The sequence below is a fragment of the Sphingobacterium sp. UBA1897 genome, assembly GCF_002337775.1.
Taxonomy (GTDB): Bacteria; Bacteroidota; Bacteroidia; order Sphingobacteriales; family Sphingobacteriaceae; genus Sphingobacterium; species Sphingobacterium siyangense.
This window is the reverse complement of record NZ_DDGR01000001.1, coordinates 169,060-185,740: the sequence shown is the minus strand read 5'-3', so window position 1 is coordinate 185,740 and position 16,681 is coordinate 169,060. Positions and strand designations below refer to the sequence as shown.

16 protein-coding genes are annotated in these 16,681 nt (G+C 41.0%); 8 read left to right on the top strand and 8 right to left on the bottom strand.

Going from position 1 to position 16,681, the window contains the following annotated elements; all coding sequences use genetic code 11:
• Window positions 1–45 precede the first annotated feature (45 nt).
• From B4N43_RS00715 to B4N43_RS00695, 5 genes are all read right to left on the bottom strand, one after another.
• Complete coding sequence (locus B4N43_RS00715) at window positions 46–876, bottom strand: phosphatidate cytidylyltransferase (protein ID WP_286732315.1); 831 nt, start codon at window positions 874–876, stop codon at window positions 46–48.
• Window positions 869–1,471, bottom strand: a complete 603-nt coding sequence (locus B4N43_RS00710) for a CDP-alcohol phosphatidyltransferase family protein (protein ID WP_286732313.1) — start codon at window positions 1,469–1,471, stop codon at window positions 869–871. Before B4N43_RS00710 ends, B4N43_RS00715 begins: the two co-directional genes overlap by 8 nt.
• Window positions 1,472–1,635: 164 nt before the next feature.
• On the bottom strand, window positions 1,636–3,120 hold the full coding sequence (locus tag B4N43_RS00705) for a TPM domain-containing protein (protein WP_286732312.1): 1,485 nt from the start codon (window positions 3,118–3,120) through the stop codon (window positions 1,636–1,638).
• Window positions 3,121–3,300: 180 nt separating this feature from the next.
• Entirely contained in the window at window positions 3,301–4,623 is a 1,323-nt protein-coding gene (locus tag B4N43_RS00700) for a gluconate:H+ symporter (RefSeq protein ID WP_286732310.1), read from the bottom strand.
• A 16-nt stretch (window positions 4,624–4,639) separates the two neighbouring features.
• Window positions 4,640–6,151 carry a gluconokinase gene (locus B4N43_RS00695; protein ID WP_286732308.1) on the bottom strand — a complete coding sequence of 504 codons (1,512 nt, stop codon included), beginning with the start codon at window positions 6,149–6,151 and terminating at the stop codon, window positions 4,640–4,642.
• 11 nt (window positions 6,152–6,162) lie between these two features.
• Here B4N43_RS00695 and B4N43_RS00690 point away from each other — a divergent pair, with 11 nt between their 5' ends.
• Window positions 6,163–6,339 carry a hypothetical protein gene (locus B4N43_RS00690; protein ID WP_286732306.1) on the top strand — a complete coding sequence of 59 codons (177 nt, stop codon included), beginning with the start codon at window positions 6,163–6,165 and terminating at the stop codon, window positions 6,337–6,339.
• Entirely contained in the window at window positions 6,332–7,747 is a 1,416-nt protein-coding gene (gene gndA, locus B4N43_RS00685; RefSeq protein ID WP_286732305.1) for an NADP-dependent phosphogluconate dehydrogenase, read from the top strand. Before B4N43_RS00690 ends, gndA begins: the two co-directional genes overlap by 8 nt.
• A gap of 123 nt (window positions 7,748–7,870) precedes the next feature.
• Here gndA and B4N43_RS00680 read toward each other — a convergent pair whose 3' ends face one another.
• A complete protein-coding gene (locus B4N43_RS00680) occupies window positions 7,871–9,502 on the bottom strand; it encodes an ABC-F family ATP-binding cassette domain-containing protein (RefSeq protein WP_075994613.1) in 1,632 nt (543 codons plus the stop codon).
• A gap of 84 nt (window positions 9,503–9,586) precedes the next feature.
• Between B4N43_RS00680 and trmD the strand changes: the two genes are divergently transcribed.
• From trmD to dusB, 6 genes are all read left to right on the top strand, one after another.
• Window positions 9,587–10,264 (top strand): tRNA (guanosine(37)-N1)-methyltransferase TrmD, encoded by a 678-nt coding sequence (trmD, locus tag B4N43_RS00675; protein WP_286732302.1) that lies wholly within the window; start codon window positions 9,587–9,589, stop codon window positions 10,262–10,264.
• A gap of 258 nt (window positions 10,265–10,522) precedes the next feature.
• Complete coding sequence (locus tag B4N43_RS00670) at window positions 10,523–11,926, top strand: anthranilate synthase component I family protein (protein ID WP_286732301.1); 1,404 nt, start codon at window positions 10,523–10,525, stop codon at window positions 11,924–11,926.
• Window positions 11,923–12,216, top strand: a complete 294-nt coding sequence (locus tag B4N43_RS00665) for an isochorismate pyruvate-lyase (protein WP_286732300.1) — start codon at window positions 11,923–11,925, stop codon at window positions 12,214–12,216. Before B4N43_RS00670 ends, B4N43_RS00665 begins: the two co-directional genes overlap by 4 nt.
• Window positions 12,203–12,778, top strand: a complete 576-nt coding sequence (locus B4N43_RS00660; RefSeq protein WP_145327205.1) for an anthranilate synthase component II — start codon at window positions 12,203–12,205, stop codon at window positions 12,776–12,778. Before B4N43_RS00665 ends, B4N43_RS00660 begins: the two co-directional genes overlap by 14 nt.
• 11 nt (window positions 12,779–12,789) lie before the next feature.
• A complete protein-coding gene (gene trpC / locus B4N43_RS00655) occupies window positions 12,790–13,572 on the top strand; it encodes an indole-3-glycerol phosphate synthase TrpC (RefSeq protein ID WP_286732298.1) in 783 nt (260 codons plus the stop codon).
• 185 nt (window positions 13,573–13,757) lie between these two features.
• Window positions 13,758–14,753, top strand: a complete 996-nt coding sequence (gene dusB / locus B4N43_RS00650) for a tRNA dihydrouridine synthase DusB (protein WP_120333078.1) — start codon at window positions 13,758–13,760, stop codon at window positions 14,751–14,753.
• Between the two features lie 67 nt (window positions 14,754–14,820).
• Here the strand turns inward: dusB and B4N43_RS00645 are convergent, their stop codons facing one another.
• Both B4N43_RS00645 and B4N43_RS00640 read right to left on the bottom strand, forming a co-directional pair.
• Window positions 14,821–16,290: a lipopolysaccharide biosynthesis protein gene (locus B4N43_RS00645; protein WP_286732410.1), complete on the bottom strand. Its 1,470-nt coding sequence runs from the start codon at window positions 16,288–16,290 to the stop codon at window positions 14,821–14,823.
• Window positions 16,291–16,334: 44 nt separating this feature from the next.
• Window positions 16,335–16,616 carry an acylphosphatase gene (locus B4N43_RS00640; protein WP_286732295.1) on the bottom strand — a complete coding sequence of 94 codons (282 nt, stop codon included), beginning with the start codon at window positions 16,614–16,616 and terminating at the stop codon, window positions 16,335–16,337.
• Window positions 16,617–16,681: the final 65 nt, after the last annotated feature.

The window sequence follows — 16,681 nt, the reverse complement described above, 5'->3', positions numbered from 1 at the left end:
TGAAATTTTAGTTAGCCTTCTCACTACCACATTCATCAAATTCTATTAATTCCCCAACAACAGGATAATCAAAGCATAAAACAGTGGCGCATTGAAGATCAGACTATCGATACGATCCAATAAACCACCATGCCCAGGAATTAATGTCCCAGTATCTTTTACTCCTGTCTTTCTTTTCAGATAGGAAAAAAGGACATCTCCCCAGAATCCCAAAATACCGAAAAACAAACCGAACAACGAAAAGTATAGAAAATTCTGAAATGGCAGTAAAAAATAGCCCAATAAATTACTCAATATAATTGTTAAGCTGATACCGCCCACACATCCCGCAATTGTCTTATTTGGACTAATACGCGGAACGATTTTACGTTTGCCAAAAAACTTGCCCATCAGGTATTGAAAGACATCATTCAGTTCCGTTAGCACAACAATATATCCGATTAATTTTAGTCCTAGGAACGCGTTGCCATCCATTTTAATGGATCGGATAAAAGCTAAATGGCTAAATGCTAGCAAACAAGCTACCGCGCCCAAAAACAGCCCAAATACAGCTCCCTTCTTAACCTTTAAACCATATTTGAAAAACAAAGCAGTCCCCAAACACAAGACGCTAGCCAACAATAGATATGCTCGATAGGAACAAAAGTATAGGAGCAATGCTTGCAACAATGCCATGCAAAGAAACACCAGTGGTTGCATCTTACCTTCAGGGATAAACATACGAGCAAACTCGCGCATCCCTTGAAAGGTTATCCAGGCCACAAACAAGGGTGATAATGTTGCAGGAACGAAGGCAACCGCCAGTACCAAGACAATATATCCCCAGCTTCTAACACGAACAGGAACATCTGCGAACTTGCTATTGGCATCAGCCATGTGCCAAAGCCTTTCTCAATCGAGTTACCGAACTCAAAAGTAAGAGTAAGCACAAAACACCAAAAATATAACCTGAAACAGTAACCATGGAAATATGCAATAATGCTAAAATTCCATATACCGCCAACAGCAAAGCACGATCACTTTTACCCATCGGCCCATCGTAACGACGATCATTGGCAATCACCTTCCCGATCAATCCACAAAATTCATTCACAACACTTAATACGATAAAAGCGACGATCAGATATATGCTTTCCGGATGAAACTTCAGCAAAGGAAAAAATAGCACGACATCCGAAACAATATCTCCGACTTCGTTCAATACTTCGCCCGTCTTGCTAGTCTGATTAAAAAGTCGTGCCATCATGCCATCTAAGGCATTCAAGGCCATTCGTAATAACAATCCGATTGGCAGGGCCAAAAAGAAAATCGGGAAACGATCAGCATACCAAAACAGTAAAGCAATGATCAAAGACAATACAATAGATCCGATCGTGATCTGGTTTGCCGTTACCTTTTTTCTATGTAAAAAGTTCAAGATCGGCATCAGCAACTGCTGAAATTTTGGTTTTAATTTATAAACAGAAATCATCTCGCGCTAGCTGTAATTTATTTTTTCATTTTTTTTTAAAAAAAAATTTGCATAGTGTAATATATACACTATATTTGTGTCATCATAATTTAGGTTTATAATTGGTTATTTAAGGTTTTCATTCTCCCCGTTTGGAAACCTTTTTTTTTGCCCTAAATTACCGATTACCATCTTCCACCGGCACCACCCCCACCAGAAGATCCGCCGCCAAAGCTTCCACCGCCACCACTACTGCTAGATCCTCCACCAGAGCTACTCGATGTTGAGCGCACTTTAACTGGAGTCGAGTGTTCACCATGAGATACCCGATGTCCACAATTCTTACATAAGTCAAAGCGTTCCTCCAATCCCTGCGAACTATAAGTTGCTGCACGTATCGTCTTGGTACGTCCAGTCTCAAAAGTTCTATAATGACATGCAGGACATTCACTGAACCCAACATTCTCGTCCCAGGGAACCAGCTTTGTTTCATTGGTCGCCTGATCTATCCAGATTTCATACGAACGACTACCGATTTTTTCCTCCAAAAGCTGCCCCTTATCCAGGTACGCACTTTCAAGGGTAGATACATCATCCTTATTCATGCGCAACCAACGACCAGATTGATCTGGCGGCATCAATCGAAGTTGATTCTTCCGAATGCGCTTGTTTAATCCAATGAGATCAAATAGCGCCAATGGACTCAGTAATAGCGGAACCAAACCCCAGACACGAAATTTACGTAGAGCCTTTTGAATATTTTCCTCATCCTGATAGGAATTAACAATTTGCGTGCGGCTTGCATTGTATTTCATGGCCAGGGTAATACTACCAAAAACAACTATAAAATAAGGTAGATTTTTCCACTGATAGACCTCCTCAAAATTATTGAGGGCAAATGCACAGATAAACACCGAGATAAACATTAATATCCCCATACAGCCGCATCCACTGACTAAAGGCGGAAAATATTTACTTTTTTTGGTCAACTTTCCTTTGATCGCTCGCGTCACCTCGCCCAACCAGATATAACAGATCGCAAATAAACCTAAAACCAACAGAGAATTTCGCAGAATAGGACTTTTAAAACTCCAGACCGGCGTTGCCTCTGGCATCAAGCGTTCCAGCTCCGCCTTACTATCCGGTGAGGTAAGAATTGTCTTAATAAATTCTGCGGCCTCCGTAACACCGCGGTCGTAATCTTCATTCCTAAAATTGGGTACGAGATATTTTTCGCCAATACGTTTTAAATAAGCATCGGGCAAAATACTTTCCATACCATACCCTGTAATAAAACGGTATTCATGCCGGTCTTTAGCAATAAACAACAAAAGCCCATTGTTACTTTCCTTCTTACCGACACCCCAGGTATTGAATAATTTTAGGGCAAATTCGAAATCACTGTCGCCAACATAATCATTCACAACAACGATTGCAAATTCACCTTTTGTAGCAGCCTCAATCTGCGTCGATAAGCCATCTAATTCGGTCACTGTACCCGAGGATAGAATCCCATCAGGATTGGAGACAAAATAATCCTGTCCCTGTAATTTGGGGCTTGGCAAATTGTCGACGGTATAGGCGATAAATTGCCCGAAAGCTGACAGCCCGGGGAGGCAGCTTCCTACCCAAATCAATAAAAAAATATAAAAACGATGTAATCTCTGCATAGTTTTAGAACAACAAAATTTGGCTCATTGTCACGATATTAAGAAAAAAAAATCAAACAAAGGTTTTCATCAAAAAAAAGCCCATAATCAACCGATTATGGGCCTATATAATTCAATATTCGTTTAAGACGCTTTGTCCTATTAATGTATCCTAGCAATATGAAACTTTCTCATTCGCTGTCAATGGCCAAGCCAGTGTAAAATCAAGACACCGATCAATCCAATAACAGAAACGAGCGTTTCCATCACCGTCCATGAGCGAAACGTATCCTTCATGCTCACTCCAAAATAAGATTTAAACATCCAAAACCCCGGATCGTTGACGTGTGAGAACATGAGACTACCCGCTCCCGTCGCTAGCACCATTAATTCAGGAGTAACCTCTCCTGCCTGCACAATGGGAAGCATAATGCCCGCTGCCGTGAGCCCAGCAACACTAGCCGAACCGATAACTAGGCGAATGATACCGGCTATTAACCATGCTAGCACAAGAGGCGACAGGCTCAGGTCTGCGGTTAGGTCAGCGATGTAGTTCGCTACACCACTATCTACCAAAATTTGCTTGAAAGCGCCTGATGCTGCAATGATAAAAAGGATCATCATTATCCCGCGGATTGCTTCTTCCACACTTGCTGACTGCTCCCGCAAACTTTTGCCTTGGCGGATACCCATTGTGTACATCGCCATTAGCGATGCAATCATTAAAGCCACCACCGGGTCACCCAAGAAACGTAGTGCCTTCAGCCAAGAGGAGCCTTCTGGAAATATTAGATGGGAAAATGAACCAAAAGCAATTAAAATTATTGGAAAAAGCCCCGTAAATATACTAATTGCAAATCCGGGGAGCTCTTTTCGATCTGCTTGATTGTGTTCAGGAAAAAACTCAGTGGGTGGGTTGGTCGGAATACGCTTAAGCATCCTGCCAAAGAGCGGTCCACCGATAATTATCGCAGGAATTGCCACAATAATGCCATACACCATTGTTAAACCTATATCCGCTTTGTAGGTAAGCGCTATGGCGGTAGCTCCCGGATGTGGAGGCAAATAACCGTGTGTCACGGACAGCGCTGCCAGCAACGGAATAGCGACGTAAAGCAAGGGCATTTTATTGGAAGCACATACCATGAAAACGAATGGTACTAAGACGATAAAACCGACATTGTAGAATAAGGGAATTCCTACTAAAAAGCCCGTGAGAACCATTGCCCAAGGTAAGTTCTTTTTGCCAAATACAGCCGTTAGTACCGTTGTAATCTTTTCTGCAGCACCACCCTCCGCCATCAATTTCCCCAGTAGAGCCCCGAAAGCCAACAATAGTGCCAACTGGCCCATAGTGGTACTCACTCCAGTTTCAACAGATTTAAGGATATCGACGGCACTCATATTCATCGCAAAACCGACCGCAACAGAGGTTATCAGTAATGAAAAGATCGTATTTAACCGAACGACAGTGACTAAAAGAAGTAGTAAAGCTACTCCCAAAATAACGATGATTAGAGGCATAATAATTTATATCTAGTTAAAACTCACCTTCCAATAAATGGTACAGGCGTTCAAATTTTTGGAAGTTTCTAATATATACAGCGTGATTCTCCGCACTCGGTTTATAACAGTGCTCGGTATCTTGCTTTCCTTCCGTTTGTTTGTTTTTTATAGTAGGACCACCTCCCTGTATACCCAATGCTTCCAAGCCTATCAAGGCTGCTCCCCAAGCAGAGCTTTCTACTGTATTTTTGGTAAATACAGGTTTATTGAAAATGTCTGCAAGCATCTGCACCAACAACGATGAACGCGCTAAGCCGCCGCTTGCAAAGATCGTATGAATGGGACCGGTGTTCTCCTCTAATGCGAGTCCTACACTGTAAATTGCAAACAACATCCCTTCCATCATGGCACGCGCAAAGTGCGCCCTGCCATGATGCAACTGTATTCCAAAATAAACGCCTTTTGCATTGGAATTCCAATGTGGTGCCCGTTCACCAGTTAGATAGGGCAAGAATATCAAGCCCTCCGCCCCGGGAACGACGGAGTCGACCAAAGCATTTAACGCCGCAGAAGGATCTCCATCTGCTTGCATTTGGGTAAATTCGCACAAAAAGTTGTCTCGAAACCAGTTGCGTAATACACCGCCATTGTTAACCGCACCACCAATTATATATTCATTTGGTCTCAGCAGGTATGTAAATAGTCTTTGTTTTTTTTCTTGATTTGCCTGCGAACTTGCTACGCGAATAGCCCCACTGGTACCGATTGTTACCGAAGCCACTCCGGGACTTATAGCCCCTACCCCAAGATTAGCCAAACAACCATCGCTACCACCTATAACAAAAGGGGTATCTTCAGGGATCTGCATCAAGGCCGCAATTTTTTGGCAAGGCATATTTAAAATATAATCGACCGGAACTGGAGATGCTAGTTGCTCTTCCGATATACCTGCCAAGCTTAACGCCTGATCAGACCATGTTAGGTGATGTATGTCGAAAAGCCCTGTTGCAGATGCGATGGAATGATCGACCACGTAAACTCCAAAGAGCCGGTAAAAAAGAAATTCTTTGATACCGATAAACTTGTGCGACTGCGCAAATAATTTTTGATCGTTGGACTTTATCCACATTAATTTGCAAAGCAAAGACATGGGATGTATTGGTGTACCCGTCTGCTGATAAAGCAACCTGCCCGCCTCGCTTGCTTCCAAGGCAACCGCAATATGCTCGCTTCTGCGATCTGCCCATATAATGCAATTGCTAAGTGGCTGCCCCGCCGAGTCAACAGCGATCAGTCCGTGCATAGCACTGCTCACCGAAATACATTCGGGTTTCGGTATCTCTGCACGAGATTGCCTTAAGTTAATCATTACATACCGAATAGACTCAATACATGCTGCATAAACAATCTCAGGATCTTGCTCGTACCAGCCTTCCGACGGGTTTAATATAGGATAAGGTACACTATGCTGGCATAAGATGTTACCTTCGTAGTCAAATGCAACAGCTTTCGCAGATGATGTCCCAATGTCTAATCCAATGATCATAAATAAAATTGATGTTTAGGAGAGCTCAATATACGGATTATCTGTTGGTTTACAACAAAAGGCTCAATACCAGCAAACTAATTGAAGCGAGAGAAGTGCCACATACCGATCTGCTGATAATTGTCTTTCATAGTATAAACAAAAATGGTAAATTTCATCTTAGAAAAACAGCATTAAACGATGAGTAGAGATAAAAATAATAACTACGATTTTGGAATAGTTGGGCTCGGCGTAATGGGACGTAATTTATTGCTGAACATCGCCGACAACGGTTTCGCAGTAGCAGGACTAGACCTAGACCCACAGAAAGCGGAGTCATTGGAAGCTGAAGCAAGCGAAGGACATCGCATCAAAGTGACGACCCAAGTAGAAGAGTTTATCGGGGCTTTGCAACAACCCAGAGCAATTATGCTATTGGTGCCGGCCGGAAAGCCGGTTGATATGGCAATTGCCAGCCTTGTTCCGCTTTTGAATAAAGGAGATATCATCATCGACGGCGGAAACACGTACTTCGCGGATACAGACAGAAGGTTTAATGAGCTTTCCGCTATGGGTATACATTTCTTCGGAATGGGCATATCGGGAGGAGAAAGTGGCGCTCGTCGCGGGCCAAGCTTGATGCCCGGTGGCGACAGAAAGGCATACGAAAGACTAAGGCCAATATTTGAGGCAGTTTCGGCCAAGGTAATCGGCGAACCCTGTGTAGAATTTTTAGGCAACGGGTCGGCCGGAAATTATGTAAAGATGGTGCATAACGGTATCGAATATGGTATCATGCAGTTAATTGCAGAGACCTATGACCTGATGAAAAGATTATATGGTTTTGACACCCAAACCATACAGCAGACCTTCGAAGAATGGAACAAGGGCGAACTAAACTCATTCTTGCTTGAGATTACCGCTCAGATTCTAAAGAAAAAAGAAGGTGACCAGTATTTGGTGGACCTGATTTCAGATTGGGCAAGATCAAAAGGAACGGGTAAATGGACTTCGCAAAATGCGATGGATCTACAGGTGCCAGTTCCGGTGATTGATGCAGCGGTCAATATGCGCGATATGTCCAAATACAAACCTGAACGTTTGGAGGCGGCAAAATTACTTCAATGGGATGGACAAGCGGTTGATCTCCCCGCAGCAACACTCATTTCTCGCTTAAAAAATGCATTGTACTTTGTGATCATCACGACCTATGCGCAAGGTTTGGCACAGCTTACTGTTGCATCGGAAAGCTATAGCTATGAGTTAGATTTACAGGTGGTAACCAAAGTCTGGCGAGGCGGCTGCATTATTCGCGCGGCTTTGCTCGAGGATTTTAGAAAAGCCTATGCGGCTAATCCTGACTTGTGTAATATCCTACTCGATAACACCATTGCACAAAAGTTGCTGAGCACGCAGGCCAGCCTTCGCGAGGTATTGAAAGATGCTATCGCAAACGGGATACCCGTATCCGGATACGTAAACGCACTCTCTTATTTTGATGCCTATCGATCGGAAAAATTACCTACAAATATTATACAAGCACAACGAGACTATTTTGGTGCACATACCTATGAACGTATTGATCGGGAAGGTATCTTTCACACGCTTTGGGATTAAGAAAAAAAAGCTTGAAGATTCGATTAATCTTAATTTAAAACGCAAAAAAGCGGCTTTTATATAAAAAAGCCGCTTTTAATAACTGAATCCCCTATTGGGTTTTATACTACGTTTATTTAGATGCTAACGTTCAATATCCTTCAAGCTACTCATCTTCTTGTATTCCAAGAAACCTTTAATATCTTCAAAATGCTCCCGTACGCGTTTATTTCCGAATTCAAAGACTTTCTCTGCCAAACCATCCAAAAAGTCACGGTCGTGTGAAACAAGGATCAGCGTACCATCGAAATCTTTCAAAGCATCTTTGATAATGTCCTTTGTTTTCATGTCCAAATGGTTTGTCGGCTCATCGAGAATCAATACATTTACCGGTTCCAACAACAATTTTATCATCGCCAGACGTGTTCTTTCTCCTCCGGACAGCACTTTCACCTTTTTAGTTGTATCATCGCCACTAAACATAAAGGCTCCTAAAAGATCTTTCATTTTAACACGCACTTCACCTACAGCGATTTGATCAATGGTATCAAAAACGGTCATCTCTCCATCAAGTAATGCGGCCTGATTTTGTGCAAAGTACCCAATTTTTGCATTGTGCCCTACTTTCAACGTGCCTTCGAAATCGATTTCCCCCATAATTGCTTTGATCATGGTCGATTTACCCTCACCGTTCTTCCCGACAAAAGCGACCTTTTCACCACGTTCGATGACCATATTTGCTTTTTGAAATACGACGTGTTCATCATAAACCTTGGTTAGATCCTCAACGATAACAGGATATTGACCCGAGCGCGGGGATGGTGGGAATTTAAGACGCAGTGCGGAAGTATCTACCTCGTCGATCTCAATGATTTCCAATTTCTCCAACATCTTTACCCGTGATTGCACCTGCAATGTTTTAGAATAGGTACCTCTGAAACGATCGATAAACTCCTGATTGTCCGCAATAAAGCGTTGCTGCTCTTCATACGCTTTTAGCTGATGCTGGCGACGCTCCTGACGTAATTCCAAGTAATGACTATACTTGGCACGATAATCATAAATCCTTCCCATCGTCACCTCGATGGTCCGATTGGTGATATTGTCGACAAATGCCCTGTCGTGCGAAATAACGATAACTGCTTTAGCCGAATTGACCAAGAAATCTTCCAGCCATTGAATACTCTCGATATCCATGTGGTTGGTTGGCTCATCCAATAAAATCAAATCGGGCTTTTTCAATAATATTTTAGCTAATTCGATACGCATCCGCCAACCACCGGAAAACTCAGAAGTCTGTCTTGTAAAATCCGAACGCTCAAAACCGAGCCCCTTCAGGACCTTTTCAACTTCTGCATCATAGTTAACTTCCTCAATCGAATAGAACTTTTCACTTAATTCGGATACACGTTCGATCAATTGCATATAATCGTCAGACTCATAGTCTGTACGGATATTTAATTGCTCATTCAGGTTTTCCAACTCATCACGCATACCATAGACTTCTTCGAAAGCCTTTGATGTTTCTTCAAAAACAGTCACGTTATCCTCTGTTAACAAATGTTGCGGTAAATAGGCTATAATGGCATCTTTCGGACCAGCAACATTACCTGTAGTAGGTTTACCCACTCCAGCGATAATTTTCAGTAAGGTGGATTTACCGGCACCATTTTTACCCATCAATGCGATCTTATCATTCTCATTGATGGAGAAAGATACATCTGAAAAAAGAGTTGTTCCCCCAAAGGAAACAGAAATATTATTTACGTCAATCACTGTATATACACTTAATTTTGGCACAAAGATAAGCGAATCAATCTTATAAATAGACAATGGTGCATTTTTGTGTATCTTTGCCCCATGCGTTTTGATATTATTACGGTCTTACCTGACCTCTTGGAAAGTCCATTTGCACACTCTATTTTGCAACGAGCAAAGAACAAAGGCTTGGCTGAAATATATGTCCACAATTTAAGAGACTATTCAACAAATAAACACAAAAGTGTCGATGATTATCCGTACGGTGGCGGATCGGGCATGGTCCTTCAAATAGAACCCTTTGCCAAGTGTATAGAGCAATTGCAAGCTGAACGGGAATACGATGAGATCATTTACATGACTCCCGACGGTGAAACATTCAATCAGGATATTGCGAATGGATTATCTACAAAGGGAAATATGATGATTCTCTGTGGGCATTACAAGGGAATAGATCAACGTATCCGTGATATTTATGTAACAAAAGAGATCTCAGTCGGTGATTATGTACTGTCCGGAGGTGAGCTTCCAGCGGCGATTGTTACAGATGCTGTTATCCGTCTGATTCCCGGAGTTTTGTCGGATGAGACATCCGCGCTTTCAGATTCTTTTCAGGATGGATTACTAGATGCGCCTATCTATACACGCCCTGCAGACTGGAAAGGCCACAAAGTACCTGATATTCTCCTCAGTGGTCACGAGGCAAAAATCGCTGAATGGAAAGATGAACAACAGTTAAAAAGAACGCAAGAAAGACGTCCTGATTTATTAAATGATTAAGAAATAAGGTGAATTTTTGTTTTTTTGTCACAAAAAGTTTGCTTATTTATTTTTTTTTATAAATTTGTGTAATAATGACACGAAGATATACAAATACAAATTGGTGGTGGCCTGAAGCAATAAGCATCGGGAACTAATTGGTATTGTCATAATATTTCATAATCAACCAAAACCATTTATGGAAATTCCAACCCCGATGCTGACCAGTATCGGGGTTTTTTTATGCATAGTTTACAACAAGAAGATAAGACACAAAAAATGAAGTATACATTCAAAACACAAACCAGAAAGTTGCTTGCGGATACAACTACACCAGTGAGCATCTATCTTCGCCTAAGAGATATCTTTCCAAACTCATTGTTACTGGAAAGCTCCGACTACCATAGTCGCGACAACAACATAAGTTACATCTGTTGTCAACCAATTGCCGGAATCCAGCTCGATGAGAAAGAGCTGACGCTCACTTATCCGGGTAGAGAACGTATCGTAAAAAATGCGCACGAAATCGAATTACGTCAAGAAGTTTCCGATTTTAGAAATTCCTTCGAAGATCATACAATTGCTGAACTTAACTTGATCTCCAATGGCCTATTTGGTTACTTCACCTTCGATTGTATTGAACACTTTGAGGACATCAAACTAACAACAACGGTAGATCCGGCACGGAAAATACCGTTTATGCAATATCATGTTTACAAATATGTCATTGCCATCGACCACTTCCGTAATCAACTCTATATTTTTGAACATCTGCTGGATGACGAAGAATCAGAACTTGAAAGAATGCAGTTCCTTATTCAGAACAAAAACTTCCCTGAATATACCTTCAAACTAGCTGGCGAGGAAAGCTCCAATCGTACCGATGAAGAACACCGTCAGTTGGTTAAGAAGATGAAACAGCATATCCAACGTGGTGATGTATTCCAGATCGTTCCATCCAGAGGCTTTAAGACACCGTTCTCCGGTGATGAATTCAATGTCTATCGTGCGCTCCGCTCCATCAACCCTTCGCCCTATCTTTTCTATTTTGATTATGGTGACTTTAAACTTTTCGGATCATCGCCTGAGGCTCAACTGCGTATCCACGGGAAACAAGCGACGATTTTCCCTATTGCAGGAACATTCAAACGGACAGGCAACATGGAGGAAGATCAAAAGATAGCCACCAAGCTCAAAGAAGACCCAAAAGAGACTTCCGAACATGTTATGCTCGTCGACCTTGCCCGCAATGACTTAAGTAGACATTGCACCCAAGTTAAAGTTGAGTCCTACATGGAACCACAATATTACTCGCATATTATCCACTTGGTCTCCAAAGTAACGGGCACATTAAAAGACAATATCAACCCATTTGACATCGTAGGTGATACATATCCAGCGGGTACGCTTTCAGGTGCTCCAAAACATATGGCGTTGACATTGATTGATCGTTATGAAGGATTACAACGCTCATTTTATTCGGGTGCAATTGGATTCATGGGTTTTAACGGAGACTTTAATCATGCCATTATGATCCGGTCCTTCCTAAGTAAGCAAAACACCTTACATTATCAGGCCGGTGGTGGTATCGTATTAGATTCAGACCCCGAAATGGAGCTACAAGAAGTAAATAACAAAATTGCTGCGCTACGAAAAGCATTACAATTAGCAGAAACATTATGATCAGACCATTGGAATACTGTGTCAACAAGCAACATATCCATGATTCGGTAGACACCATTGACAACCGCATCGTTGAGCTATTGGCATTACGAAAAGTCTATATTGGCAAAGGCAAGTCCTTCGAGGATGAGCAAAATGAAGAGCAGAATATCATTCGGAACCTGGACAGTAATTATGTCCTACTGGCAAAAAGATTTCATTTGCCAATCGAATTTATTCAGTCTATATTCCAGGAAATTGAAAATTATATTAATCAAGATTTTATAGCAAAAGGTTATGAGCAACAATAAAATAGTCGTTATTGACAACTACGATTCGTTCACCTACAACTTGGTCCATTTGTTACAGGAATTAGATCAAGAATATGTTGTATGGAGAAATGATAAATTTAAACTGGAAGATATTGATGCTTTCGATAAAATACTTCTTTCGCCGGGCCCAGGTATTCCAGAAGAAGCTGGATTATTACTTGATGTTATCCGTACCTACGCTCCACATAAAAGTATATTGGGTATTTGCTTAGGCCAACAGGCTATTGCAGAAGTCTTTGGTGGTACACTATTCAATATGGAAAAACCTTTGCATGGCGTAGCAACAAATATTTCTGTTGTTGATGAGTCAGAGAAATTGTTTCGGGACTTCCCAAAAGATTCCAAAATTGGACGCTACCATTCTTGGGCTGTAAACAAAGACACCCTACCAGCTAGCCTCAAGGTAACGGCAATCGACGAGAATGGCATCATTATGGCCTTAACCCATACCGAATACGATGTAAGGGGAATGCAGTTCCACCCAGAGTCGGTATTGACCACAAATGGTAAAAAATTAATTGAAAACTGGTTGGGAATCTAACATCTAAAAAAATGACTATACTTGATAAAATCATTGAACGAAAAAAAATAGAAGTAGAAAAAGCAAAAGCTTTAGTTCCTTTTGAGGAACTATTAAACTATCCCTATTTCAGTGTGGCTTGTCTATCGTTGAGAGAATCTATTCTTGATCCTGAAAAAACAGGAATTATAGCGGAATACAAAAGAGCATCGCCATCAAAAGGAGACATCAATAGTACTTCAGCAGTGGAAAATGTTGTAAAGGCATACGAGGAGGCAGGTGCTTCGGCAGTCTCGGTTCTTACTGATAGCGAATTTTTCAAAGGCAATTTAGAAGATCTATCGAAAGCACGCGAGGCTATTAGCATTCCTATCTTAAGAAAAGAATTCATCGTGGATAAATATCAGATCACCGAAGCGAAAGCTTATGGAGCAGATATCATCCTCTTAATTGCAGCATGTCTGAAAAAGGAGGAAATACAGGAATTTGCAGCCTATGCACACCAATTGGGTTTAAATGTTTTACTTGAGGTGCACAACGAACAGGAACTGTTGGATAATCTTTTCGATGACATTGACGCAATTGGTGTCAATAATAGAAACCTTAAAGATTTTTCAGTCGACATTCAGCATTCTTATGATCTCCTGAACAAAATACCAACAGAATATATTAAAGTGTCTGAGAGCGGTATATCTGATCCTTCGACAATTAAAGCTCTAAAAAGAGCTGGATTCCAAGGATTTTTAATTGGTGAAAATTTCATGAAGACAGCCGATCCTGGACAAGCTATCAAAGAATTTGTAAAAGAAATATAAGGAAATCAAACCCTGGCGTTAGGAAGACTATACTTTCACTTAACTCTGAATTTGGCGGAGTTGGCGATTCGAACAGTCAACGTTCGACAGGATCTGAAGAGATCAAAAATCGGCTCTAAACTCGTGACAGTTAGCTAACTTTATACTAATGCCAAATTTTGTACCTTTGTAAAAAATTATCGAAGATGTCGGTCAAGATTGGTGAAAATATTGATTTGGGTAAATTCCCATTGTTATTAGCTCCGATGGAGGATGTAAGTGATCCTCCGTTTCGCTATGTGTGCAAACAGAATGGTGTTGATTTAATGTATACTGAATTTATTTCTTCGGAAGGCTTAATTCGGGATGCTGCAAAGTCAATTCAAAAACTTGATATTTTTGAATATGAACGACCTATTGGCATTCAGATCTTTGGTGGAGATATTGAAAGTATGCGTCAGTCTGCTGAGATCTGCACAAAAGCAGGGCCTAATTTAATCGACATCAATTACGGCTGTCCAGTTAAAAAAGTAGTCTGCAAAGGAGCTGGTTCATCCCTGCTACAGGACATCGATAAAATGGTTGCAATGACAAAAGCTGTCGTTGAGGCTACGGATCTACCCGTAACGGTGAAAACACGTCTTGGCTGGGATGACAACACAAAAAATGTATACGAAGTTGCCGAAAGGTTACAAGATGTGGGGATCAAAGCACTTGCAATTCATGGACGTACGCGCGCGCAGCTATATAAAGGTCAGGCGGACTGGTCTATGATTCGTGATATCAAACGCAATCCGCGCATCAAGATTCCAATTTTTGGCAATGGCGATGTAGACTCTGTCGAAAAAGCTGCGGCATGGCGGCAGGAGTTTGAAGTGGATGGCATTATGATTGGCCGTGCAGCAATCGGATACCCCTGGATCTTTAGAGAAATAAAACATTTTTTCAATACTGGTGAGCGTTTAGAAGGACCAACTATTGCCGAACGTGTCGAGGTTTGCAGAACACATCTGAACAAATCCATTGAATGGAAAGGTGACAAATTGGGTATTTTTGAAATGCGCAGGCATTATGCGAATTACTTCAAAGGAATCCCCAACTTTAAAGAACACCGAATGAAATTGGTTAGCCTTCAAAACCAGGCAGAGATTCTTGAGGTACTTCATGAAATTGAACACAATTTCTCGGCAGAAATGGTATAATCCTGAAGTCCACAATTTATAAAGAAAAAGGTCGTGCTAATTTAACATTAGCACGACCTTTTTTCGTTTAAGCGTCTTTCTTTATGAATCGCTTGAGCTGATTTCTTTCCATCAGAAATACACCTCCAATGTAAGCAACCAAAAGCCCATTACCAACAAAGGCATTATGATTAAATACAAAGTAGGATAGATAGGAGAAACATATTCCTACAACTATATACATCAGGATCTTGCCCAATTTATAAGGTATAGGATAATGTTTTTGCCCCCATACATAAGATAGCACCACCATAGAAAAGTAGGCTAGAAATGTGACTATTGATGCTCCAACATAACTGTATCTAGGAATCAGATAATAATTCGCAACGACAGTTATTCCTGCGCCTACCAATGAAATATACAAAGCGTACCGCGTTTGGTCAGAAAGCTTATACCATACCGAAAGATTCATATAGATTCCCAACAGCACATAATTGAATAGTAATAGCGGAACGATGAAAAGTCCAGACCAATATAAGTCACGAGTTTCCACATTTCCTTTAATAAAATACTTCAGCCAGTCGATATTCGCTGTAATCCCCAGCATAACTAACATCATGGCAATTACGAAATATTCCATAATCAACGCATAGGTCTTCTTTGCATTAGCATTTTTTGCATAAGAAAAGAAAAATGGTTCGGCGCCCAATCGAAAAGCCTGAACAAAAATACTCAGAAACATCGCTAATTTTCCAACGGCTCCATAGATCCCCAAATCGCGATCACCAATATCCTTAGGCAGGTAGATTGGCAATACAATTTTATCTAAATTTTCGTTGATAATATAAGAAATATTGGCAATTAAAATCGGAAAGCTATACGATAGCATCTTTAAGATTAACTGCTTTTCGGGTTTAAAATAGAAACCCCTCATCTCAGGAAGGAGCAATAGAAAGGTTGCTGCACTTGCCACAATATTAGAAATAAATACATAACCTATCCATTCATTTCTATACCAGCCGGAACACCAAGTGCCCAAAGCACCACCATCTTTTATCAAATAGGGAACTAGCGCAATAAAGAACAGGTTAAGAGCAACCATAATACCGATGTTGGCCAATTTAATGGCACCAAATCGAATAGGCCTTCCCTCTGATCTCAATTTCGCAAAAGGAACAATAGCTAATGCATCCAATGCCAATATGAGGGCGAAATATTTTACATAGCTCTCGTAATCGGCATTGTAAGTTCCCTTATTCAACCAGCTACCAAAAGTACCCGCAAAGACGAAGGCCGTTATAAAAAATAATACTGCCAGAGAGGCAATGACGATAAAACTGTTATTGAAAACCTGCTTTTTATCCTTTTCTTCGACTTTTTGGAGAAACCTAAAAAAAGTTGTTTCCATACCAAATGCCAAAACAGCATTGATCATGGACGCCCAGGCATACATATTGGTAAATATTCCGTAGGACGCAGGTGGATATTTGAGCACATATAATGGCGTCATGACGAAATACAGCATACGAGCTATAATCGTACTCAGGCCATAAATCATGGTCTGTCCGGCGAATTTTTTAAGTACTGACAAGGCGAAAAGACTTAAGATTGAACTCTTTTAACTACTTCAAAATTGGAAAAGCCCTTCATTTCGCCTTCCTTTACCTCAACACTTTCAACAATTGCACCCTCCGGTCCTTCTTGGCAGAAGTCCAACAGTGAATCTAGTGCAAAATCATCACCCTCGCCCTCGATATAAACAGAACCATCTTTTAAATTGACAACAAAGCCTCTAACACCGACTTGATCTGCAACCGCCTTGGCTGTCAATCTAAAAAAGACACCCTGTACTTTACCTCTTATTGAAATATTCAAATGTTTCATCTGTAACTTATTTTTTCTTCCATCGGTCAGATGGAACTTACCATGACTATAGTTTCGTTATTATA

Coding starts and splice junctions, on each gene's coding strand:
- B4N43_RS00715 (WP_286732315.1), bottom strand. CDS start 876: ATGGCTGATGCCAATAGCAAGTTCGCAGATGTTCCTGTTCGTGTTAGA.
- B4N43_RS00710 (WP_286732313.1), bottom strand. CDS start 1,471: ATGATTTCTGTTTATAAATTAAAACCAAAATTTCAGCAGTTGCTGATG.
- B4N43_RS00705 (WP_286732312.1), bottom strand. CDS start 3,120: ATGCAGAGATTACATCGTTTTTATATTTTTTTATTGATTTGGGTAGGA.
- B4N43_RS00700 (WP_286732310.1), bottom strand. CDS start 4,623: ATGCCTCTAATCATCGTTATTTTGGGAGTAGCTTTACTACTTCTTTTA.
- B4N43_RS00695 (WP_286732308.1), bottom strand. CDS start 6,151: ATGATCATTGGATTAGACATTGGGACATCATCTGCGAAAGCTGTTGCA.
- B4N43_RS00690 (WP_286732306.1), top strand. CDS start 6,163: ATGTTTAGGAGAGCTCAATATACGGATTATCTGTTGGTTTACAACAAA.
- gndA (WP_286732305.1), top strand. CDS start 6,332: ATGAGTAGAGATAAAAATAATAACTACGATTTTGGAATAGTTGGGCTC.
- trmD (WP_286732302.1), top strand. CDS start 9,587: ATGCGTTTTGATATTATTACGGTCTTACCTGACCTCTTGGAAAGTCCA.
- B4N43_RS00670 (WP_286732301.1), top strand. CDS start 10,523: ATGAAGTATACATTCAAAACACAAACCAGAAAGTTGCTTGCGGATACA.
- B4N43_RS00665 (WP_286732300.1), top strand. CDS start 11,923: ATGATCAGACCATTGGAATACTGTGTCAACAAGCAACATATCCATGAT.
- B4N43_RS00660 (WP_145327205.1), top strand. CDS start 12,203: ATGAGCAACAATAAAATAGTCGTTATTGACAACTACGATTCGTTCACC.
- trpC (WP_286732298.1), top strand. CDS start 12,790: ATGACTATACTTGATAAAATCATTGAACGAAAAAAAATAGAAGTAGAA.
- dusB (WP_120333078.1), top strand. CDS start 13,758: ATGTCGGTCAAGATTGGTGAAAATATTGATTTGGGTAAATTCCCATTG.
- B4N43_RS00645 (WP_286732410.1), bottom strand. CDS start 16,290: ATGATTTATGGCCTGAGTACGATTATAGCTCGTATGCTGTATTTCGTC.
- B4N43_RS00640 (WP_286732295.1), bottom strand. CDS start 16,616: ATGAAACATTTGAATATTTCAATAAGAGGTAAAGTACAGGGTGTCTTT.